This is a genomic window from Sulfurimonas sp. HSL-1716, from assembly GCF_039645975.1.
Classification (GTDB): domain Bacteria; phylum Campylobacterota; class Campylobacteria; order Campylobacterales; family Sulfurimonadaceae; genus Hydrocurvibacter; species Hydrocurvibacter sulfurireducens.
In genome coordinates this window covers 1444484-1465634 of sequence record NZ_CP147918.1, presented here as the reverse complement: position 1 = coordinate 1465634, position 21151 = coordinate 1444484, and the positions used below count along the sequence as shown (strand labels likewise).

Annotated in this window: 21 protein-coding genes; 13 read left to right on the top strand and 8 right to left on the bottom strand. The window is 41.0% G+C overall.

Going from position 1 to position 21151, the window contains the following annotated elements; genetic code table 11:
• Positions 1 to 110 precede the first annotated feature (110 nt).
• Positions 111 to 1394, top strand: coding sequence for a sensor domain-containing diguanylate cyclase (locus tag WCY03_RS07390; protein WP_345991644.1), 1284 nt, complete (start codon positions 111 to 113; stop codon positions 1392 to 1394).
• A 21-nt stretch (positions 1395 to 1415) separates the two neighbouring features.
• On the opposite strand, the gene WCY03_RS07385 is transcribed toward WCY03_RS07390, so the two are convergent.
• Positions 1416 to 2366: a chemotaxis protein gene (locus WCY03_RS07385; protein WP_345991642.1), complete on the bottom strand. Its 951-nt coding sequence runs from the start codon at positions 2364 to 2366 to the stop codon at positions 1416 to 1418.
• A 140-nt stretch (positions 2367 to 2506) separates the two neighbouring features.
• Between WCY03_RS07385 and WCY03_RS07380 the strand changes: the two genes are divergently transcribed.
• The 6 genes from WCY03_RS07380 to WCY03_RS07355 all read left to right on the top strand — a co-directional run bounded on the left by WCY03_RS07380 (position 2507) and on the right by WCY03_RS07355 (position 9424).
• On the top strand, positions 2507 to 3304 hold the full coding sequence (locus WCY03_RS07380; protein WP_345991641.1) for an HlyD family efflux transporter periplasmic adaptor subunit: 798 nt from the start codon (positions 2507 to 2509) through the stop codon (positions 3302 to 3304).
• Positions 3297 to 5027 carry a molybdopterin-dependent oxidoreductase gene (locus tag WCY03_RS07375; RefSeq protein WP_345991639.1) on the top strand — a complete coding sequence of 577 codons (1731 nt, stop codon included), beginning with the start codon at positions 3297 to 3299 and terminating at the stop codon, positions 5025 to 5027. The genes WCY03_RS07380 and WCY03_RS07375 overlap by 8 nt, the downstream gene beginning before the upstream one ends.
• 86 nt (positions 5028 to 5113) lie before the next feature.
• Entirely contained in the window at positions 5114 to 6295 is a 1182-nt protein-coding gene (locus WCY03_RS07370; RefSeq protein ID WP_345991637.1) for an acetylornithine transaminase, read from the top strand.
• Positions 6252 to 7475 carry a TolC family protein gene (locus WCY03_RS07365; protein WP_345991635.1) on the top strand — a complete coding sequence of 408 codons (1224 nt, stop codon included), beginning with the start codon at positions 6252 to 6254 and terminating at the stop codon, positions 7473 to 7475. Before WCY03_RS07370 ends, WCY03_RS07365 begins: the two co-directional genes overlap by 44 nt.
• A complete protein-coding gene (locus WCY03_RS07360) occupies positions 7465 to 8454 on the top strand; it encodes an SAM-dependent methyltransferase (protein ID WP_345991634.1) in 990 nt (329 codons plus the stop codon). Before WCY03_RS07365 ends, WCY03_RS07360 begins: the two co-directional genes overlap by 11 nt.
• A 10-nt stretch (positions 8455 to 8464) precedes the next feature.
• A complete protein-coding gene (locus WCY03_RS07355) occupies positions 8465 to 9424 on the top strand; it encodes a 5'-nucleotidase (RefSeq protein ID WP_345991633.1) in 960 nt (319 codons plus the stop codon).
• 2 nt (positions 9425 to 9426) lie between these two features.
• On the opposite strand, the gene WCY03_RS07350 is transcribed toward WCY03_RS07355, so the two are convergent.
• Positions 9427 to 9969, bottom strand: coding sequence for a hypothetical protein (locus tag WCY03_RS07350; RefSeq protein ID WP_345991631.1), 543 nt, complete (start codon positions 9967 to 9969; stop codon positions 9427 to 9429).
• Positions 9970 to 10067: 98 nt separating this feature from the next.
• Here WCY03_RS07350 and thiS point away from each other — a divergent pair, with 98 nt between their 5' ends.
• Positions 10068 to 10268, top strand: coding sequence for a sulfur carrier protein ThiS (gene thiS, locus WCY03_RS07345; RefSeq protein WP_345991629.1), 201 nt, complete (start codon positions 10068 to 10070; stop codon positions 10266 to 10268).
• A 9-nt stretch (positions 10269 to 10277) separates the two neighbouring features.
• Here thiS and acpS read toward each other — a convergent pair whose 3' ends face one another.
• Positions 10278 to 10628 (bottom strand): holo-ACP synthase, encoded by a 351-nt coding sequence (acpS, locus tag WCY03_RS07340; protein ID WP_345994070.1) that lies wholly within the window; start codon positions 10626 to 10628, stop codon positions 10278 to 10280.
• Between the two features lie 211 nt (positions 10629 to 10839).
• Here acpS and WCY03_RS07335 point away from each other — a divergent pair, with 211 nt between their 5' ends.
• The 5 genes from WCY03_RS07335 (at position 10840) to WCY03_RS07315 (ending at position 16671) form a co-directional block, all read left to right on the top strand.
• On the top strand, positions 10840 to 11655 hold the full coding sequence (locus tag WCY03_RS07335; RefSeq protein ID WP_345991627.1) for an SDR family oxidoreductase: 816 nt from the start codon (positions 10840 to 10842) through the stop codon (positions 11653 to 11655).
• Positions 11655 to 12569, top strand: coding sequence for an AraC family transcriptional regulator (locus WCY03_RS07330; protein WP_345991624.1), 915 nt, complete (start codon positions 11655 to 11657; stop codon positions 12567 to 12569). Before WCY03_RS07335 ends, WCY03_RS07330 begins: the two co-directional genes overlap by 1 nt.
• A 67-nt stretch (positions 12570 to 12636) precedes the next feature.
• On the top strand, positions 12637 to 13449 hold the full coding sequence (locus tag WCY03_RS07325; RefSeq protein ID WP_345991622.1) for an SDR family oxidoreductase: 813 nt from the start codon (positions 12637 to 12639) through the stop codon (positions 13447 to 13449).
• 198 nt (positions 13450 to 13647) lie between these two features.
• Positions 13648 to 14841, top strand: coding sequence for a cytochrome c peroxidase (locus tag WCY03_RS07320; protein WP_345991620.1), 1194 nt, complete (start codon positions 13648 to 13650; stop codon positions 14839 to 14841).
• Positions 14842 to 14853: 12 nt separating this feature from the next.
• Positions 14854 to 16671 carry a multiheme c-type cytochrome gene (locus tag WCY03_RS07315; RefSeq protein WP_345991618.1) on the top strand — a complete coding sequence of 606 codons (1818 nt, stop codon included), beginning with the start codon at positions 14854 to 14856 and terminating at the stop codon, positions 16669 to 16671.
• A 104-nt stretch (positions 16672 to 16775) separates the two neighbouring features.
• Here the strand turns inward: WCY03_RS07315 and WCY03_RS07310 are convergent, their stop codons facing one another.
• The 5 genes from WCY03_RS07310 to radA form a co-directional block, all read right to left on the bottom strand.
• Entirely contained in the window at positions 16776 to 17942 is a 1167-nt protein-coding gene (locus WCY03_RS07310) for a KamA family radical SAM protein (protein WP_345991616.1), read from the bottom strand.
• 195 nt (positions 17943 to 18137) lie between these two features.
• A complete protein-coding gene (gene fliL, locus WCY03_RS07305; RefSeq protein WP_345991615.1) occupies positions 18138 to 18692 on the bottom strand; it encodes a flagellar basal body-associated protein FliL in 555 nt (184 codons plus the stop codon).
• A gap of 40 nt (positions 18693 to 18732) precedes the next feature.
• The gene (locus WCY03_RS07300; RefSeq protein ID WP_345991613.1) at positions 18733 to 19392 is read right to left on the bottom strand and encodes a carbonic anhydrase; all 660 of its coding nucleotides are present in this window, start codon (positions 19390 to 19392) and stop codon (positions 18733 to 18735) included.
• Between the two features lie 18 nt (positions 19393 to 19410).
• Positions 19411 to 19668, bottom strand: a complete 258-nt coding sequence (locus tag WCY03_RS07295) for a hypothetical protein (protein WP_345991611.1) — start codon at positions 19666 to 19668, stop codon at positions 19411 to 19413.
• A gap of 57 nt (positions 19669 to 19725) precedes the next feature.
• Positions 19726 to 21072 carry a DNA repair protein RadA gene (gene radA, locus WCY03_RS07290; RefSeq protein ID WP_345991609.1) on the bottom strand — a complete coding sequence of 449 codons (1347 nt, stop codon included), beginning with the start codon at positions 21070 to 21072 and terminating at the stop codon, positions 19726 to 19728.
• Between the last annotated feature and the right edge of the window lie 79 nt (positions 21073 to 21151).

Below are 21151 nucleotides of genomic sequence, written 5' to 3'. Positions count from 1 at the left end.
ACACCTCTTTATAGATGTTTTTTTTTGTTTATTTTTTAAAGTGCAATTAAAGTATTATTTAAATATAATCGTCCCTTAAAAAAACCGTGCAGGTGTATAGGATATAAACAATGAAATATAATTTCTCAAAACTATTTGACAATACAGAAATTATTTTAGAAGAGTTTATAGATAAATACACATCCTATTTTCAATCAAATCAAGATGATACAAACTATGATCTGCATATGAAATATTATAAGAACATCATACAGATGCTCAGCAGAGAATTTGAAGAAGAGGATCTGCTCGAGCAGTTCGAACTGTTTGCAAACCATAAGATATCTTCAGGCACACACTACATAATAATAACAAATGAGATAAACAACCTCAAAAATATTCTGATAAACAAGATTGATGAAAATCAGACAAAGGCTAATTTCACTGATCTGTTTAGACTGTTTAACAATATATACAATAAAATCGCATCCGTATATCTGGAATCATATGCAGAGAATATAAAATCGATAAACAACGTTCGTATAGCTTCTCTTTCCGATTTAATGGAAAAAAAAATTTTAGTTCATTACGAAGCGCATCTTGTATGGCTTTCCGATCTTGCAGATTGTATCAAGAATAAAACTATAAACAAATTTCCGGAACTGAACCCCTTGACATGCGATTTCGGAAAATGGATGCATGAAGAGGGAAAAAAGATCATACAAAATAATTCAAAATACAACACCATAGACAACCTGCACAAAAGTCTGCACCTTTTTGCAAAAAAGATTCTCGACAGCATGTTTACACAAGAGCATCACGTGATTATTACCTATCTTGAAAAATGTGAAATGCTCTCTTTAAGCATAGGAACGGAGCTGGCTCTTGTGGATAACATCCTAATGAACAGCAGAGTCATCAAAGATCCTTTGACAAATGCGCTCAATAGACATAATTTAAAAAACATATTTAAAAATCAATATGAGCTTTCTTTGGCTACAAGCAATCCTTTTATCATTGCAATGTGCGATCTTGACTATTTTAAAAATCTGAATGATACTCACGGTCATCTCTTCGGTGATAAGATTTTGGTTCATTTTGTTAATGTGGTAAAAAGAAATATTCGTAATTCGGATATTGTCGTAAGATATGGAGGCGAAGAGTTCATAATAATACTTCCCGCCGTTAATAAAGAAAAAGCTCATATCGTTTTAGAAAAGATACGTAAAGATTTTTACGATGATATTTTAGAGATCGACAAGAAGCCGATCCAGCACAGTGTAAGTATCGGCTTTACGGAGATAATGCCGCAAATACAATATAAACAGCATTTTTTAGATGAATATCTCGGTTTAGCGGATCAAAGGCTTTATTCTGCTAAAAAGAACGGCAGAAACCAGATCGAATATTGTTAACCTGATATCGGCGGCATCTTTTTACAGATGTCCTCTCCCGTTCATAGCCTGTACTATCAAAGGTATGATGTTATGGCTTTTTGTTTTGTCGATAAATCCGTCGGCTCCAAGTCCCGTTGCTTCGCGCTTGTTGTTCGAACCAGTCATCGAACTGTTTACGATAATAGGCATTTTGGATGTTCTTGGATCTGCTCTTAACTCTTTTATGACCGTAAATCCTGAGACTTCAGGCATCTCGATATCCGTGATGACGACAGGAATAATACTCGGGTCTTCCATTGAGAATATATATTCGAGCAGCAGTTTTCCGTTGTTGAATATTTTGTATTTTAAAAGGGCGTTGTCAAATATCTGCATCAGATGTTTTTGTGCGGTTTTTGAATCTTCGGCAATTAAGATAGTCCCTTTTTTAAGTTTTTTAGGAATATCGACCTCTTCAAGAGCTCTTTTTCCTTCACTGACGTCGACCATCGCCTGAGGGACCACATCTGCCAAAAGTTTTTCGTAATCCAGAATCAGACACATATTGCCGTCTTCAAGCCGCGTATCGTTGATGACGACACCGTCTTCGCCGAGTCTGTAACTTTCCGGAGCATGCATTTCATTCCAGTTTTTCTTGATGACTCTGTATGCTGACATGATGCGAAGACCGATGATAATGCCGTTGAAGTCGCATATGAGGATATTTGATTTTTTCATCTCCTCTTTGTTGAGAGGCATATGCAGCCAGGAAGGGAGGTTGAGTATCGGGATCTGGATTCCTCGAAGCGTGATGGTTCCTTCGAGCAAAGGATGTGAAGATGGGATCTGCGTTAGATAATGATTTTTAGATTCGACGACTTCACGTGTTTTAAAAACATTGATGGCGTAAAAAGCCGAATCGTCATTGTTGCTCACTTTAAATACTAATAGCTGTACTTCATTGTTTTTTGCTAAATTTGTGGATGCATCTACATTGTCTAATACGGACATACCATTATCCTTTGTGCGATTATATGTAATATTATCAAAATAAATATGAATATGAGTTTATATTCGTTTACTTATCTTTTTAAAAGTGATATGTGAGTAGAATGCATATAAAATTTTTAACGATCATTAAGGGTGTATTGATGAACAGATCTATCTTTTTTGCTTTGATCGCGGTTTCTTTGAACGCAAAGGTCTACTACTCGAAAATCGAGCCGTACGAGATACGGAGCATCTCCTCAAACGTATCTGCACAAGTCGTTTTTACGGATGAAAAAAAACTCGGCAAACTTCTTGATGCCGATGATTACATAAAACTTGACGATGAACTTGATCTCGTAGAACTCAAACAGCTCAAAGAAAAAACCGTTTTGCTAAACGATACCGTCAAACTGGATGAAGAGATAGTAAAGAACTATCGAAATATTTTAGAGAAAAAAAATGTAAATTATGACCGAATCAAAGTTCTGAAAATAAAATCGACCGTCGAAAAAGATAAAGAGTTTTACGATCTTTATACGACGCAAAATCAATATCTTTCTACAAAAAAAGAGCTTGACAGTCTGAAGATGCAGCTTTTAGACACCTCTTTACAGATAGCAAGGCTGAACAAATCGGTAAAAGACAAACACTTAAATGCAAAAAATTTCGTTCTTTACGATCTGATGGTAAAAGAGGGGCAGGTAGTTTCGCCTGGCACACCCCTAGCCAAGGTCGCCGATGTATCAAAAGCCATTCTGACCGTATTTCTTGACGAAAAAGATGTCAAAGGTATTGAAAGCAAAAAGATCTATATCGACGGACAAAAGACGAACTATAAAATAAGTAGACTTTGGAATATTACGGATGAGACGCATATATCGAGCTACAAAGCTCAGATCATCGTAAAAACGCCTCACAGATTCTCAAAACTTGTACAGATCGAGTTTAAAGATGAATAATATTACCGCATGCCCGCTGGATTGTTACGATGCTTGTGTAGTAGAGTACACGGATAAAAAGTTAAAAGGCTATAAAAAGGGACTTACGCAGGGATTTTTATGTCCGCATCTCAACCATTACGCCGATTTTAAAAGGATAGAAGAACCCAGATACAAAGGCGAGACCATTACGATGGACGAAGCGATAGGGCACCTTAAAACGATACTCAAACAGAGCAAAAACATCCTTCACTACAAAGGTAACGGCAATTTCGGGCTTATGCAGGAAGTGACCGATCATTTTTTTACCTCTTACGGCGCGACTCTTACAAACGGTACGCTCTGCGACGGAGCAGGCGAAGCGGGCATCATAGAGGGAAGAGGGCACAATGACATTATGACACCCTCACAGATAGCAAAGTCCGAAGTGGTCGTATTTTGGGGGAGAAATCCTCATGCGACCTCTTCGCATCTGCTGCCGCTTATAAAAGATAAAAAGGTGATAGTTATCGATCCCGTGAAGACAAAGGCGGCAGAACATGCCGACCTTCATGTACAGATAAAACCGCATGGTGACTTGCAGTTTGCCATGCTGCTTTCCCGTTTTTTATGTATAGAAGGCAGTGTCGATCTCTCTTTTGTCAACAGATGTGCGAGCGAGCATGAGGATTTTTACGAACTGACGCAGACGGTACGCATCAAAGCCGTTTTGGACGAGATCGGTGCGACGCTCGGAGATATCGGCAAGTTCCTTGAGATCATCAAAGACAAACGCGTGGCCATCATCTGCGGGGTGGGGATACAAAAATATCGTGACGGAGCCGATGTCATACGCGCCATAGACTCTTTTGCCGCATTGTTGGGGCTGTTTGGCAAAGAGGGATGCGGTGTGAGCTATCTCGGTTCTTCAAGAGCGGGTATAGAATCTCCTTTTGCTTCTGCTGCAAAAAAAGTGAGCAAAGTAGATACGAGATTCGGCGATTTCGATACGGTGTTTGTGCAGGGAACAAACCCGCTAAACCAGATGCCAGATACCGCACGGGTAAAAAAAGAGATGCAGAACGTAGAAAATCTCATCTATTTCGGTCTCTTTGAAAACCAGACTTCGGCAATGGCGGACCTTATCATTCCCGCGAAGAACTTTTTGGAAAAGGATGATGTCAGAACGTATTACGGCACGCATTATCTCTCGTTGATGCCTAAACAAAAAGAGAGCGATATCGGCATAAGCGAATATGGGCTTGCACGCGTTTTATGCGACGAATTCGGTATTGTGCTTAAAAGCGAAGAGGAGTATTTGGAGCATTTCAAATCCTTTGCCAGACAAAACGAAGAGGGGCTTTTAGAGGTAAAAGGACGAAGTGTTATATCTTATGAAGAGGGTTTTACGACCGATGATGAAGAGTTCGCATTTTTGGAGGAGATAGACATAGAGTTCAACATGACGGACGATTTTTTCCTCATCACCAGCAAGTCGCCGACAAGCCTCAACTCGCAGTTCAAAACGGACAATAAAGTCTATATAAACCCTTCTTTGGGCTATATAGAGGGACAAACGGTGGAGATCGTCTCAAAAACGGGAAGCGTGGTTTTATCTGTGGCGTTAGACGGCAGATTAAGACCTGACTGCGTACTCATCTATTCGGGAACGGACGGAGTGAACAATCTTACCACCTCTAAGCGAAGCTTTGAGGGGAACAGTGCGGTCTTTCAGGAAAATAAAGTGAAGATCAAGATCATATGATCCTGTTTTTAAAAGAGTTAAATAATTCTCTGGATGATTAGATATAATTCGGATAATAAAATAGAAAACAGTATGAAGGTTGTGAAATGACAACAAAAGAATTAGATAACAAATATGTTTTGCCTACATACGCCAGAGCGGACGTAGAGTTTGTAAGCGGTAAAAATGCGAGACTTTTCGATGTCAACGGAAAAGAGTATATAGATTTTACTTCGGGCATCGCCGTAGTGAGTGTGGGGCACGGAAACGAAAGACTTTCAAACGCATTGTGCGCCCAGATAAAAAACGTGGTACATATGTCAAACCTGTATTACATAGCTCCTCAGGCACGTGCTGCGGAGAAACTCGTAAAAGCGAGCGGTTATGACATGAAATGTTTCTTTGGAAACAGCGGAGCCGAAGCCAACGAGGGTGCCATCAAGATAGCGCGCAAATACGGTGAAAAAGACGGTCAGGTAAAAAAATACAAGATAATAACTTTAGATCACTCGTTTCACGGACGTACTATCACGACCGTCAAAGCAACGGGGCAGGAAAGCATGCACAACTATTTCGGACCGTTCCCCGACGGCTTCGTGTACGCGAAAAACATCGATGAGATAGAATCTCTTGTCGACGACCACACGGTTGCGGTGATGATAGAATTGGTGCAGGGAGAGGGCGGAGTACAGCCTCAGGATAAAGAGAAAGTACAGGCGCTTGCAAAATTTTTAAAGAGTAAAGATATACTGCTTATCGTCGATGAGGTGCAGACGGGTGTTTACAGAACAGGAAAATTTCTTGCGTCAAACCTTTACGAGATAGAGCCCGATATCGTGAGCCTGGCAAAAGGCGTGGGCGGCGGAGTGCCTGTGGGCGTCGTGATGACAACATTAAAAGATATTTTCGGCGCAGGCGATCATGGTTCGACGTTCGGCGGGAATTATTTGAGCACGACTGCGGTCTGCGAGGTCATGGACATACTTGACGAGTACGTGAGCAGCGGAAATCTGGAGATAAGTATGCTCTTTTTCGATAAAGCACTTGAGAAATTTTATAATGCTCACAAAAATATTTTCACGGAGAAAGTCGGCCTTGGCATGATGTGCGGTCTTCGTGTCAAAGATGCCGATACCCTTGCAAAAATCATAAACAGTGCAAGAGAAAACGGTGTCATGGTCTTAAAAGCGGGCAGAAATACGCTGAGACTGCTGCCGCCGCTGACTATTACAAAAGAGGAGATCGATGAGGGCTTTAAACGTCTTAATATTGCTGTTAGCGGTCTTTAATCCTGCTTTTGCACAACAAAGCGGTCAAAAGCTTGAGAGCTATCTTTCCGATATCAAAAAGCAGGAGTTCTCTTACGATTACAAAAAGGTCGAAGCCGACAGCTCAAAACTGAGAGATTCCTGGATACAACCGCTCATCATCAGTTACGCCTACTCTAAAAGCGATCCGTACAAAAACTCTCAGGAGTCCCAAAAAGCCGCGATAGTGATGGATCAACCCATCTTTCAAAGCGGCGGTATCTACTACGGAATCAAATTCGCTCAAGCCTCAAGAAAATACTCCGACTATACCATAGACGTCGCAAAAAGAAAACTCATAAAAGACACCGTCGCCCTTTTGATGCAGATAAAGCAGACGGAGTTCAAGAAGCAAAAGCAGAAACTTCAGATAAAAAATGCCGAGATAAATCTGGAGCAGAAAAAAGAGGAGTATCTAAACGGGCAATTGGATTCTGGCTTTTTAGACAGTGCGATCATACAGACAAATGAAGCAAATCAGGCTCTTTTTGATATCGAAGCAAACGAACAAAAATTGATATCACAGTTTAAAAGCATAAGCGATATGAATTATGAAACGGCAGAGATTCCAAAACTCAGAATCTTAAACGAGAGCGAATTTTTAAAAAACAATATAGACATTTATCAGATAAGAAGCCAAGAGGAAAGAGACAGATACAACAAAAACGTGACCGTGTCCAAATATCTTCCAAAGATCAGCATAACGGCCGGCTACAACTGGGACAAAACAAAAAACCAGCAGTATGGAGGATCGGGTATCACCTCTTCAGGTGAAACGGATTACTACAATTACGGCATCAAGGCTTCCATCCCTCTTGATATAAACACCTTTAGAGACGTCGAATCCGCAAAAGTGGAGTACCTCAAATCCCAAGTCGTGGTCATAGACAAAAAAAGAGAGCTCAAAGCGCTTTTCGAGCAGGTAATGCAGAACATAAAAAACTTTGAGAACAAGATACAGCTTTCAAAAAAAAATAAAGAGTTGTATGAAAAACTCTTGGAGGATACGGCACAGCTTTTTCAAGCGGGGTATAAAACGCAATATGACGTAGACACGCTGAAAAACTCCGTCGAGATCCAAAAGCTCGACACAAAAATTTATGAGATGGACAAGCAGCTTGAACTGCTGAGTCTGTATGAAAAGTTTAAAGATGAGATTTAGCGAATACATGAACGAGTGGCTCTACGGTAAAGACGGCTACTACACGAACTACAAACAGATAGGAAAAGAGGGTGATTTTTACACCTCCGTGAGCACTTCGAAATTTTTCGGCGGTACGATCGCCAAACATATCCTCTCTTTGATCGAGGACGGTTTTTTACAGCGTGATGCCGTCATCTGCGAAATAGGCGCGCATCACGGCTATTTTTTGGCCGATGTGGTAGAGTTTATTTATACCCTTTATCCCGAACTTCTGGAGAGTCTGCAGTTTGTCATCATAGAGCGTTTCGATGCGCTTCAAGAGCGTCAGCGCGCATATTTTAAGGAGTCTTTCGGCGATGTGGTCTCTTTGACGCATTATAAGTCGCTTGGCGAGCTTAGATGCGAGAACGCATTTTTTATTGCAAACGAGATATTCGATGCATTCGGCTGCGAGCTTTTATATGACGGTAAGATCGCTTCTGTCACCAACGGCAAGGTGGAGTTTGATACTGTCGATGAAAAGATCCTGCAAAAAGCTGCGAAGTACCATAAAGACAAAGGTGAGATAGCCGTGGGATACGAGGAGTTTGCAAAAGAGATGTACGGCTCATGTAAAAAATTTGAGTTTGTCAGTTTTGATTACGGCGAGATGAAAGCCCGCCCCGATTTTTCGCTTAGAATCTACAAAGATCACGAAGTGTTTCCTTTCTTTGACGAGAAGATAGATATTAAAGAACTGTTTAAAAACTCCGACATCACGTATGACGTGACGTTTGAACATGTAAAAGACGCTTTTGTCGAAGCAGGATGCGAGTTTGTGGCGCTAAAAGCCCAAATGACGGCTTTGGTGGATATGGGTATATTGGAGCTTTTGGAGATGCTTCGCATCAACGTGGACGAGAAGATATACGAGCAGGAGCTTCAAAAAGTTAAAATGCTCATCATGCCAAATCTCTTAGGCGAGAGATTTAAGATGATACGGATAAGAAAATCCTAAAAGGAACACTATGGCACTTGACCTCTCCGATACTCTTGTCGTAGGCATTTCGGCGACGGCTTTGTTTGATCTCAGTGAAGCGGATGCGGTTTTTCAGTCAAAATACAAAGAGGACAAAGAGACGGCAATGAACGAGTATAGAAAATATATGCTCGAGCGTGAGAATGAACCTTTAAAAGACGGTACGGGGATGCCTCTTGTCAAGGCCCTCTTGGAGCTAAACAGATATCAGCCGAAGGGAGAATCGCCTCTCATCGAAGTGGTTGTCATGTCCAGAAACAGTCCCGAAACGGGTATACAGGTCTTTAACAACATCAGAAGAACGAAGCTTAATATTTCAAGACACGCTTTTACCGGCGGGGAATCCGTTGTGGATTATCTTGAAGCGTACGATGTCGATCTGTTCTTGACGACGAACATAGATGACGCGCAAAAAGTGATAGACGGCTTTACATGTGCGGCGGCTATTGTTAAAAATCCGCCCGAAGATTTGAGTCGTATTGCAGAAGGACAGGTGCGTATAGCGTTTGACGGGGATGCCGTCTTGTTCGACGACAGCAGCGAGATCGTATATAAAGCCGAAGGGCTCAGCGGCTTTCATAAAAACGAGGATACGAATCAAGATGTCCCGATGGCAGAAGGGCCTTATGCGGCGCTGCTTAAAAAACTCGCAAGGCTGCAGGAGAGGCTGCCTTTTAGTACGGAGTTCTCTCCGGTAAGAATAGCGATAGTGACGGCAAGAAACGCACCTGCGGAGCTCAGAGTCATAAAGACGCTCCGGCAGTGGGGTGTGTATGTCGATGAAGTGTTTTTTTTGGGAGGGCTTGAAAAATCGAAGATACTCAAGGCGTTTAAGCCTCATATCTTTTTTGACGACCAGGAGCTGCATCTTGAAGCAGCATCGAAGTTTGTTCCTTCGGGAAAAGTTCCCTATCTCAGCACTTCGCCTCTAAACGAGGTGAAAAAGTAGCGTCAGTCTTTTTTCACTATCTTTCTGACGGTACGCTTTGGAGGAAGCTGGGACTGAGCTTTTTTCTCTTCTTTGTCTCTCTCTTTTTGACGCTCTTTTTCAAAACGTTTTGCTTTTTTCTCTTTTTTCGCTTTTGCCTTTTTACGTTCTTGGCTTTGTGTCGTCTCAAACTTTTTGATGACCTCTTCTACAAGAGAGCGTCCCAGAAGCGTTTCTATCGGGTAGAGCAGTTTCTGCTCTTCGGGATCAAGCAGGATGAAAGCGTAGGTCTTTGCTAAAGAGATGCGGTTGAGATACTGCTGTGCATCTTTGGGAAGATCGTAGTTTATGATCAGATCGTACTTTGAATCCAAACGGCTGTCGTCTAGGATCTTTACTCTTTCGTTTGATGAGACAGCTTTAAAATCATCTATGGTTTCTTTTGCTATGATCGCAATGTCAAGGTCGCTGTTCTTTTCTATAAGGAAGTTTATGAGCTCGATCTTGCGGTCTTTATCACAAGGCAGAACTCGGTGATTATGACGCTTTATTGCAGAGGATGACATATGGTTCCTTAAGTCGTATATTAGTGGAATTATATCGTAATAAATTAATAAAAAAATAGTAATATTCTTTTTGAATAAAAAAGATGAAAAGAGTAAAAATGAACATAACGGTAAACGGAAATATGAGAGAGGTCAAAGAGGGGATCTCTATGCAAGAGCTGATAAACGAACTGGGCCTGCAGGACAAGGTCATGGCTGCAGCTCTTAACATGGAGGTTGTCAAACAGGAGAACTGGGCCTCTTGCAGATTGAAAGACAAAGACAGGGTCGAACTGCTCGATTTTGTAGGCGGAGGGTGATTAAAGCGGCTAAAACCTCTCTATGGCGACGACGGCTATGGCGTAATCGCCGTCATGCGTGATCGAAAGAGAAGAGTCTTTTATATTGAAATTTTTTTGTACTTTTTCGCTGAAAGTGATCTGCGGAGCTCCTTTTTGCGTTTTGGATATTACTATATCGAAAAAGCCGCATTCCGAACCTATCCCGACCCCGAGAGCTTTTGAACAAGCCTCTTTCGCGGCCCAAAAACCCGCCGCAGTTTTATGATTTTTGACTAGAAGAGACTCTTTCGGGGATAAAAATCTTAAAAGAGCTTTCTCTCCGAATTTTTCCATCATATTTTTCATCCTGTCAGTCTTAACGAGATCGATCCCTATCATCTTTAAAATCCAATTTTTCAAATATTTTTCTATTGCAAATGCAATTATATAGAAAATCGGCTTATCTTATTGATTAAACTCAAAATGATCGATCTAAAAACGTATTTTGACAAAAGTCAATGTTTCCGCCTTGAAAAAGTGTTACCATCTTCTAACAAAACACATTCTGCATCTGAATTTGATAAAAAATATAGACTTAAAAGATCGATACATGCAAGCTCCCCGAAAAGTAGTTCTTATTACCGGTTGTAGTTCCGGAATGGGAAAAGCAAGTGCGCTTTTTTTAGCAAAAAACGGTTTTACCGTATATGCCGGAACAAGAACACCCGAAAAGATCAGTGACTTGATCAGTGAAAATATTCATCCCGTCAAACTTGATCTAACAGATATGCAGTCCATCGCCGATGCTGTTTCTAAAATAGATCAAATCGATATTCTTATCAACAATGCAGGATACGGTCTCGTTTCAACCGTTGAAGACGTGCAGGAAAAGCAGATGTTCGATCAGTTCGATATCAATGTTTTTGGTATCCTTAGAGTTTGTAAAGCAGTGATACCAAAAATGAGAAATCAGCAGGACGGCATCATAATAAATATCAGTTCGTTTTTGGGCAAGATCGGGCTTCCTCTTTTTACATTTTACAATGCAAGCAAATATGCCGTGGAGGGCATAACCGACTCTTTGAGATATGAATTAAAAGATTTCGGCATCAGAGTACATTCTATCCTGCCCGGATTTTTCGATACCGATTTTGCAAAAGACAACTTGGCCGTAAATGCTAAAACCTTTGATAAAAATTCGCCTTATGCAGCGCTTGTCGACAATCTGGCTCCTACCATCGTAGATCAGATCAATTTCGGCAACAATGCTGATGAAGTTGCCAAAATGATATTGGAGATCATCACTAATGACAACTTTTCTGCCCGTGCGACGATAGGCGACAAAGCCAAAAAATTTATTCCTATGCGAAAAGAGCTGAGCGATGAAGATTTTGAAAGACATGTACAAAGGTATTACAATCTATAATGGAAAGTTTTTTCTTCAACATCACCGACCGAAGCTACAAAATAACTAAAGAAAAATCTTTCAACAGAGTCGATATCTCAAACGGTATCGTTTTTTTGGATATTCATGCTTTCACTCAATTGAATATACAAAATATCGATCGGATGATTATTTTGGTCATAGTTCAAGAGGGAAAATTCTCTATATCGGATCATCTGTCTCAAAAAGAGTTTATCTCCCATGCAAACACAAGCGAGATCTTTTGTACGACGAGACAAGACTTGACTATTAAAGCCGAGGGTGATGCCTTTATTCTTTTTATTGCAGATTTTTTCTTGAAGCGCTATCTTTTGTCAACACAAAAAGAACCGATAGATTTTCTCTATCAAAAACTGCAAAACGATATCTCTTTGATATCTTTGGACAAAAAAACCATAGACGCGCTTAGTTTATATCTCATCAATAAGATCACGGCCCGGCATCAAAATATGAACAGTATCCGTTGTGAACACAATGTCATGGAGCTTATGATACATAGATTTTTACAGCTTGATATATTTGATACCTCTATCGGCGAGGATGAACTAACAATAGCAAAAAGAGCAAAAACACATCTTTTGCATGATCTTGCAAATCCGCCTACCATATCGGAACTGGCACATAAATGTGCGACAAATGAGTCGAAGCTTAAAATGGTTTTTAAAAAAGTTTATCAGACTACCATTTATAACTACATCCAAAAACAAAGGCTGGAGATGGCCAATCTTCTGCTTATGGAGCAGATATACTCTATCGGAGAGATCGCACATAAAGTAGGATATAAACACCAAGGACATTTTTCAAAACTTTTTTTTAAGAATTTTGGTGTTTATCCTAAAGATCTACTAAAAAAACAAAATTCTTTTCGTGCTAAAACAAAATTCTTTTCGTGCTAAAAAAGGGTTGTTTCGGAAAATACAATCCAATATACTTATGCTACAAAAATATTTGAGGAGAAATATTATGGCAAAAGTAGTACTGATCACGGGGGCGAGTTCAGGTATGGGGAAACTCACAGCAGCGTTTCTAGCGCAAAATAATTATATGGTTTATGCAGGCAGCAGAACTTTCGATACTGTATCCGATAAACATAATCTTAAAAATATCTATCTCGATGTTACAAATACCAAGAGTATTAAAAATGCGGTAAGGTACGTCATAGAGCAAGAAGGAAAGATAGACGTATTGGTAAATAATGCCGGATACGGTCTGCTGGCAACAGTTGAAGAGGGTACTGACGAAGAGATGTTTGACCAGTTCAATGTCAACGTTTTCGGACTTCTTAAAATGACAAGAGAAGTGCTTCCGTATATGAGAGAGAAAAAAAACGGCGTTATCATTAATATCAGTTCGTTTCTAGGCAAAATGGGGCTTCCGCTTTTAGCACATTATAATGCCAGCAAATATGCAGTCGAAGGCATCGTAGACTCTTTACGTTTTGAGAGCTTGCCGTTTAATATCCGTGTCCATTCGATTCAATCGGGATTATTTGGTACAAACTTTGTCAAAAAAGGACTTGTAGCCAATGCGCGAACAGTAAGTGAGACTTCACCTTATAAAACTTTGGTAGACCACTTTGTTCCTATTGTCGCAAAAGCTATCAATGAAGGCCCGAATTCTCAGCCCATAGCCGATGCGGTTAAATATATCATTGAAAACGAAAACGCCGATATCTCTATGCCTGTAGGCGCTGAAGCAGAAACGTTCGTTCCTCTTAGACAGGAGTTGAGCAATGAAAAATTCGAGCGACACATAAAGGAAACTTTTGGTGTATAAGTAAGTAACAGCTGTAAAAACTTTTATACAATTAGCCAAAATTATTATTTTTTCATTTTATCCGTCTTAACGAGATCGATCCCGCAAGTGCAGTTATCTATAAAATCAGCTTATCTTCTTGACTAAACTCAATAAGAAATGGATCAAATACGGTTAAAATGAGAGATAAAACGTTAAATATCCGTTTATGGAGTAAAAATGAAGAAATATTTATTTATTATACTTATTACGCCTCCTGTTCTTGTCTTGATCGCATTATCACTGCCTTTTATCTGGCCGACACGTGAGTGGCCTCATTACACCGACAACGAACTGCGCAAACTTGCTTTGTCAAAAGGTTTGAAACCGACGCCGAGCTCTTTTGAAGAACTCAAAAAGCTCATGGACACTCCGAGTAATCCTTTGACACCTGAAAAAATAGCTCTGGGCAAACAGCTGTTCTTTGACGCGAACCTCTCTAAAAACAGGGATATAAGCTGTGCTACCTGCCACTCCTTTGACAAAGACGAAGCCAACAAAGGCGCTCTTTTAAAGACGCTTACGTCCAAAAATGACAAGACCACGAATTGTGCCGCCTGCCATCTGCAGGATCAAAGCGGTACGGACAGGTTTACGTTCTCTGTGGGAGAGGGCGGACGCAAGCATCCTCATCTGCTAAATACCCAGACCATTCTCAACTCCGCGTTGGCAAAATTCTACACATGGAGCGCCGAAGTTAAAAGCATAGAGGATGAAGCCGCCAACTCTATACATCTAAATTATAAGATGGACCTATCAACAAGCGAGGCGGAGGTAAGGCTAAATGAAAACAACCTCTACAGAGAAGAGTTTAAAAGGGTCTTTAACGAAGATGCCAACTTCAAAGATGCGACAAAAGCCATAGCGGCGTATGTGAAGACCCTTATAACAAGAGGCAGTTACGACAGGTTTTTAGACGGCGACAACACTGCCATAAGCCCCGAAGCAAAAAGAGGACTGGCCGATTTTATCAATTTCGGATGCAAGGGCTGTCACTCGGGGATGAGCATAGGTGGGCAGAGTATCCAGAGATTCCCGTTGAGAAAGTTCGCTCTTATCTCCTATTTCAGGCCTAATATCGAGACGATCGCGCACATAGAATACAGTGATGACGAGTTTCCATTTAAGAACAACGGCGGGTTTCTGGGCAAAGACAACAACCACCTTTTCAGGGTCCCTGTTTTAAGAAATGTGGCAAAAACCTCTCCCTATTTTCATAACGGAGCGGTGCCAAAACTCAGAGAAGCCGTCGCGACCATGGCAAAGCATCAAGTCGGACTTCCTTTGACCAGTGTACAGATAGACGAGATAGTGGCGTTTCTAAAAACGCTTAACGGGGATATAGTCGATTACACCAAAAAGAAAAAAGATTGAAAAGAGGAACATATGAAAATATATATTGTTAAGATATCTATAATTTTAATGTTTATAACGGGAATTTTGCAATTGGACCAGCTCCATATAAAATGGGAATTTTTTACGCTGACTCAAGCCGTACACATCCTCGGTTCCATCTTTGTAACGATCTTTTTTCTTATACCGCTGATAAAAAGACACGTTTATTATTATGCCGTTATCGAGAAAGTGGATTACAGGGACGGGGCACTGCTTGGAGGAGCTCTTTTGCTTATCCTCATCAGCGGGACATATCTGTTTTTAGTCGGTAACCGTGGCGGAGATATTTTAGGCAGCGCATCCTTTTATGTTCATCTCTACGGCTCTTTTGTTCTGCTTGGAATGCTGTTTTATCATATGCGCAAACATGTAAAAGATCTAAAAGTGCAGATATCTCTCCTCATACTGCTCATAAGCGTTGCATATCCGGCATCGTCATACGCCGAGGAGAAACTTTCCAAGATAAAGCTCGGCGATCATGTCCAAAGATACCACAGCGAAGACTGGACCAACTCCGTAAAATGCAAGTCGTGCCACAGCGAGATCTTTAACGAGTGGGCAGATTCCAATCACAAGCATATAGCGGGTTCCAACCCTTACTATATGGTCATGGAGACACTTGCGGGAGAAGATCAGGGACAGGGATTTAGAAAATGGTGTATGGGATGCCATAACCCCAGCGCGCTTACAACCGAACATGAGAAAACGACGCACGGGATGCAGGGTAATTTTCTCAGCAACGATATATTTGAAAAGAACGCACAAGCCTCAAAAGAGGATTTCGCCGATCAGGATAACTTTAGGCTTGAAGAGGGAGTGTCGTGTATAGCATGCCATAGGATCGAAGATGTAAACAGTACAGGAAACGCTTCGTATACGCTGGATCTGACAGACCGAAAAAAATATATGCTAGAAGAGAGCAGATCGGATATCGGCCGATGGGTGGGACAGAAATTCATTAACTCAAAACCTGGCGTACACAAAAGCAGCTATTCCAACGACGTATACAAACAAAGCAAGTTCTGTGCTTCATGCCATGACGAGTTTCATCCCGTAACCGGGTTTAAGATAGTCTCCACCTATGAGCAATGGAAAAAATCGCCGTATAACGATCCGAAGGACAAAACAAAAAACAAAACCTGTATCGATTGCCACATGACAAACCTAAAAGACGGCAAGTTCTCACCTCTGCGAGGTGCTTCTACCGACGGAGGCGAGATAAAAAGCGATATAAAGGTCCATTATTTCGCAGGTTCGAACCATTTTCTTGTGGGACTGAAAAACAAAGCGCATGAAGAGCAGACCTTACAGCTGTTAAGGACATCGGCAAAACTTGACGTAGATATCAAAGACGGCAAAATACTCGTGGGTGTCAAAAATGTGGGAGCCGGACACAATCTGCCTACGGGAGTAGCCGACTTTAGAGAGCTTTGGTTAGACGTTACCGTACAGGACAAAAACAACAAGACTGTGTTTTCAAGCGGAAAACTGACAAAAGACGGCAGCATAGAAAAAGGCTCGAGGGTCTTTATGAAAGTATTCGGCGACAAAAACGACAAACCAGTCGGTCTGATGTTTTGGAAAGCCGCGAAGCTTTTAAGCGATACGACGATCCCTGCAAAAGAAAGACGCATTGAGACGTATGAGGTGGGAACGAAGCTGCAATATCCGCTGAAAGTGACGGTAAAACTGAACTTTAGGATATATCCGCAATGGGTAAGCAACGCTGTTCAAAGAATATACCCGCAGCTTCCGAGTCCGCCTGTAGTGGAAGTGAAAAAAGTGGAAAAAGAGTTTGCAGATGAGTGATCTTTGCGATGATAAATAAAATGCGAACTGTGCTATTGTAAGAGATAAAGGCTCTAAAAAAGAGTGAAAAATTTTAAAAGCACAGTTTACTCTGTATCTATGATTTAAATCGTGACCTCTTTCATATCATCTAGCCAGCCGGCATTTTTTGTGAGTTCCATAACTCTTATCTTGCTTGCGTCCTTGGGTTTTTCGGGGCGGGAATGGATATGCTTTAAGATCAGTTTGTCGTCTACTTTACCTATGATCTCTATCTTGCCTATATCGTGCCCCATGATAAATTTAAATCTCTTCGCATATCCGTCAAGTCTTGTCTTCGCTTCATCGACTATATTGATCCCTTCGGATAAAGGAACCTGAAAATGGTTTCTTACGCGGCTGACAGGCATACATTGGTACAAATAATAGGGGTTGACACCGATACTGGTCAGACCGTTCATCAACTCCTCTATATCCTCCGCACTGTCGTTCACGCCTTTTAAAAAGACTGCTTGATTATTAACTGTAATACCTGCTTCTCTAATACGCAGAACAGCTTCTTTAGAGATTTCTGTTATCTCATTGATATGGTTAAAATGAGTAGGAATATAGAGTGTTTTGACTTTGTTAAACTCTTTGAGATAATCCATCAATTCATCGTCAAAAAAACGCAGAGGATACACCACAGGTGTTCTTGTTCCTATTCTTACATAGTTTACATGTTTGATCTCTTTTAGACCGTTAAGCATCTTTTTCAGTTTTGGTGTGTCAATGAGCATTGGGTCGCCGCCTGATATGATGACGTTGGTAATCTCTTTATGCTCTTTTATGTATTTTAGTGCATTTTGAAAGTTTTCGACGGTTTTGTCGTTTGGAAGACCTACTATCGCTTTTCTAAAACAGTGTCTGCAGTACATTGAACAGTAGTCTGTTGCGACTATAAGCGCAGAATAGGGGTATTTATGTAAAATTCCGTTGCCCTTGTTATGTTTGTCGTCGCCGTAGGGGTCTTGCGTGGTTTCTCCCATACTTCCCGAAACGGTCAGCTCCTCTTTGTTGGGAAACGCTAATTTTTTGATGGGGTCGTCGGGATTATCTTGATCGATGAGGCTTAAGTAGTATCTTGGAATATTCATAGGATGGTTAGCAACTACTTCACGCAGTTTTTCCTCCTCGTCTCCACGAAAATTCATATATTTTTTTAATTTATCGATCGAATTAATGTTGTTCTTTAATTCGTTCCACCAGTTTAACTCTTTCCAATCTATGTCATTTAACTCTTCATCATGCAAAACATCTCCTTTCAAAACTTAATGCTTGTATGCAGTGCATTCTTTAATGTAACATATATGCGTAATAGTGAAAAGCTTTTAGCTGAAATATAGCAAATTTAATGTTTGAAACTGAAAGTAGTTTTAAATGAAATGGTATATTTTGAGAGAAACGGTAGAATTGAAGCCCAAATTTATGAGCTTCTATATCTTAAACTATTGAATGACGAATTCGGTAAAATATATTCCGTTTATGCTGCCGTCGGTAAGCATCGGGTTTAAAACGTCCATCATCTGTTCGCTCAGTTTGTCTTTACCTTTTAGAGTAGAGACCTCTTCAAGTGATTTTGAAGAGAGAAGGCGCAGTATCCTGTCTCTGATGACCGCTTTTTTAGAGTCGAGTTCCGCAGCGAGTTCCTGTCCGCTCAACTCCAGTGATATTTGAGCTTTGAGGTAACGGCTTCCGTTCTCGCTTAAGAGATTCACCGTAAAAGTGTCCAACGGATACAAGATACCGATTTTGTTCAATGTTCTGGAGTTGTCAAGCTCGGCATGAGACCTTTTCATCGGCTGAGAACTTGCAGACTGCTGTACGTTCTTTTGCACCTGCTTTGACGAGCTGCTGTCTCCTCCCATCATAAGTACGGCGATGATAGCACCAATTAAAATAACGACCACCAAAACTATGATGATAACAATCAGCATTAATGAATTTGATTTTTTGGTTTCAGCCCCTGCTTCGGTTTCTTCTGTTTTTTTCTCTTCCGCCATTATCCGTCCTTAGATGTTGTGAGTTTGTATTTTTCGATAATTATACCATATCGGTTTTTTTTACCAATGAGTTTAGAGGTTCGAACTCGTAGGTATCGGGATCATAGTAATGTATTCCGCCTGTTTGTATGTCGTAATACCAGCCGTAAATATGCAGATTCTCTTCGGCTACTCTCTTTTTGACCGTCGGATACGTCAAAAGATTTTCGATCTGTGTTATTACGGAGAGTCTTTCCGTCACGCGCAGCAGCTCTTCGCGGTCGGCATTTCTGCCTAGACTTAAAAGAGCCATAGATTTTGCTTTTTCACCGAGATCAAGCCATTTTTTCGTATGCGTGAGCGAAGGGTCCTCGATGTTTTGAAACAGATGATTGATCGCACCGCAATGGGAGTGACCGCATATGATGATCTCGCTCACGTTAAGAACGCTTACAGCGTATTCTATCCCCGATGCGGTTGCATGATAATCTTCGTCTGGTTTATAAGGAGGAACAAAATTTCCTACGTTTCTTATGACAAAAAGATCGCCGGGATTTGACTGTATCATTAAATCCGGTATGACTCTGGAATCGGAACAGCCGATAAAAAGAGCTTTCGGATTTTGACCGTTTTGAGCAAGTTCTAAAAGAGCCTGTTCGTTCTTTTTGAAATAAGCTTTTTGAAAAAGCTCATTTCCTTCAGCAAATTTTTTTAAATCCAAAATAATATCCTTTAAATATTAGCAGTGTGATATTCCCAGATTTTTCATCATGTTATTAAAAATTGATTCGGATGAGCGGTCGTAATCGTCATGATACTCAACGACCAATACTTTTTTGTTGTTTGGAAGTTCGCAGGTATATATTCCCGGTTTGATCGAGTTTTTGCTTACGATGTCGTCTACGACCGAACAAACCTTCTCTTCTTCCTCTTTCGTATCAAAAACTATTGAAAGTTTTGCGTAGCGCTCTTCACTTTTATGTTCTGCTGTTATCATATTTTTTATGTTCCTTGAGTGATAATTAAAACATTATACAAAAAGTTTTTAAACAAATCAAAACCATTCCAGAAGTTTTGTGACTTCGTCCACTATGTAGGTCTTTATGGTAGATTTTTCCAATGTCTTTTTTGCTATCAGCGCTTTTGAGATATTTTGCATTTTTGCCTCTTTGAGTCTTGAGTCGAGTTGAAAAACTTCCCTCACGTCGCCTACAAGCGAAACCTCTCCGATGAAAACCGTCTCTTTGGATATCGCTCTGTCTCGAAAACTGCTGATGATTGCCGCGAGTATGGCCAGATCCGCCGCGGTTTCGGTTATCTTGATACCGCCGGTGATGTTGATGAATACGTCGTAGCCGTTCAGCGGGATCTCAAGCTTTCTTTCTAAAAGTGCAAGAAGCATATTGAGCCTGTTGTTGTCAAAGCCAGTAGCCTGACGTTTGGGATTGGATGTGTGCGATTCGGATACCAATGCCTGGACTTCGAGGATTATCGGACGGGAACCCTCCATAACGACCGTTAACGCCGAACCCGGCTGGGAGGTGGCGCGGTTGAAAAATCTCGAGGAGATATCTTTTGCGCTCAATAAGCCTTCGTTTCTCATCTCAAATACGCCTATCTCGCTGGTCGGTCCGAATCGGTTTTTAAATCCTCTGAGTATCCGCAGTTCCTGTGATGAATCGCCCTCAAAATATAATACTGTATCCACCATATGCTCCAAAACTCTCGGTCCTGCGATAGAGCCCTCTTTGGTTATATGTCCGATAATGAAGATAGCGATGTTTTTCTCTTTTGCAAGGCGCATCAGCTCGAACGTTATCTGTCTGACCTGCGTGACGGAGCCGGGTGCAGACGTAATCGCTTCGGAGTAGAGTGTCTGGATGGAGTCGATGATGATGAACTCGTACTCTTTGTGATGAAGCTCTACTAAGACCTGTTCCAGCCTTATTTCGCTTAAAAGGTAAAGGTTCTTTTCATTCGATCCCAGCCTGTTGGCGCGAAGTTTTACCTGGCTCTCGGATTCCTCTCCTGTGACGTACAGGACGTTTTTGCCGGTCGAAGCTATATTTGAACCGATCTTTAAAAGCAGAGTCGATTTTCCCACTCCCGGGCTTCCTCCGATGAGCGTAAGCGAACCGGGAACGACGCCTCCTCCAAGAACGGTATCGAGCTCATAATCTAGCGATGAAAATCTCGGGATATCTACTTCCGTGATATCGGGCATAGATACGGCTTTTGTCTTTGCATTGCTCGAAGAAGAGAGGGATTTTACGATCTCCTGCTCTTTTTCATCGAGTTCGACAAAAGAGTCCCACGCACCGCAATTTGTACATTTTCCCATCCATTTTGGAGTCGTCAGTCCGCAGTGTTGACATTCGTAAAGAACTTTTTTCTTTGCCATAAATATGAACCTTTAGCCTAGCCTTATGAGTAAGGGAGAAATTTATTATATTGTAGGAGAAAGTTCGTGTTGCAGTTTA

Bases quoted from the DNA above. Each gene is read 5' to 3' on its own strand.
- WCY03_RS07380 (WP_345991641.1), top strand. From the start codon at position 2,507: ATGAACAGATCTATCTTTTTTGCTTTGATCGCGGTTTCTTTGAACGCA.
- WCY03_RS07370 (WP_345991637.1), top strand. From the start codon at position 5,114: ATGACAACAAAAGAATTAGATAACAAATATGTTTTGCCTACATACGCC.
- WCY03_RS07365 (WP_345991635.1), top strand. From the start codon at position 6,252: ATGAGGGCTTTAAACGTCTTAATATTGCTGTTAGCGGTCTTTAATCCT.
- radA (WP_345991609.1), bottom strand. From the start codon at position 21,072: ATGGCAAAGAAAAAAGTTCTTTACGAATGTCAACACTGCGGACTGACG.
- WCY03_RS07390 (WP_345991644.1), top strand. From the start codon at position 111: ATGAAATATAATTTCTCAAAACTATTTGACAATACAGAAATTATTTTA.
- WCY03_RS07335 (WP_345991627.1), top strand. From the start codon at position 10,840: ATGCAAGCTCCCCGAAAAGTAGTTCTTATTACCGGTTGTAGTTCCGGA.
- WCY03_RS07295 (WP_345991611.1), bottom strand. From the start codon at position 19,668: ATGATAACAGCAGAACATAAAAGTGAAGAGCGCTACGCAAAACTTTCA.
- WCY03_RS07330 (WP_345991624.1), top strand. From the start codon at position 11,655: ATGGAAAGTTTTTTCTTCAACATCACCGACCGAAGCTACAAAATAACT.
- WCY03_RS07315 (WP_345991618.1), top strand. From the start codon at position 14,854: ATGAAAATATATATTGTTAAGATATCTATAATTTTAATGTTTATAACG.
- thiS (WP_345991629.1), top strand. From the start codon at position 10,068: ATGAACATAACGGTAAACGGAAATATGAGAGAGGTCAAAGAGGGGATC.
- WCY03_RS07385 (WP_345991642.1), bottom strand. From the start codon at position 2,366: ATGTCCGTATTAGACAATGTAGATGCATCCACAAATTTAGCAAAAAAC.
- acpS (WP_345994070.1), bottom strand. From the start codon at position 10,628: ATGATAGGGATCGATCTCGTTAAGACTGACAGGATGAAAAATATGATG.
- WCY03_RS07360 (WP_345991634.1), top strand. From the start codon at position 7,465: ATGAGATTTAGCGAATACATGAACGAGTGGCTCTACGGTAAAGACGGC.
- fliL (WP_345991615.1), bottom strand. From the start codon at position 18,692: ATGGCGGAAGAGAAAAAAACAGAAGAAACCGAAGCAGGGGCTGAAACC.
- WCY03_RS07375 (WP_345991639.1), top strand. From the start codon at position 3,297: ATGAATAATATTACCGCATGCCCGCTGGATTGTTACGATGCTTGTGTA.
- WCY03_RS07350 (WP_345991631.1), bottom strand. From the start codon at position 9,969: ATGTCATCCTCTGCAATAAAGCGTCATAATCACCGAGTTCTGCCTTGT.
- WCY03_RS07320 (WP_345991620.1), top strand. From the start codon at position 13,648: ATGAAGAAATATTTATTTATTATACTTATTACGCCTCCTGTTCTTGTC.
- WCY03_RS07355 (WP_345991633.1), top strand. From the start codon at position 8,465: ATGGCACTTGACCTCTCCGATACTCTTGTCGTAGGCATTTCGGCGACG.
- WCY03_RS07325 (WP_345991622.1), top strand. From the start codon at position 12,637: ATGGCAAAAGTAGTACTGATCACGGGGGCGAGTTCAGGTATGGGGAAA.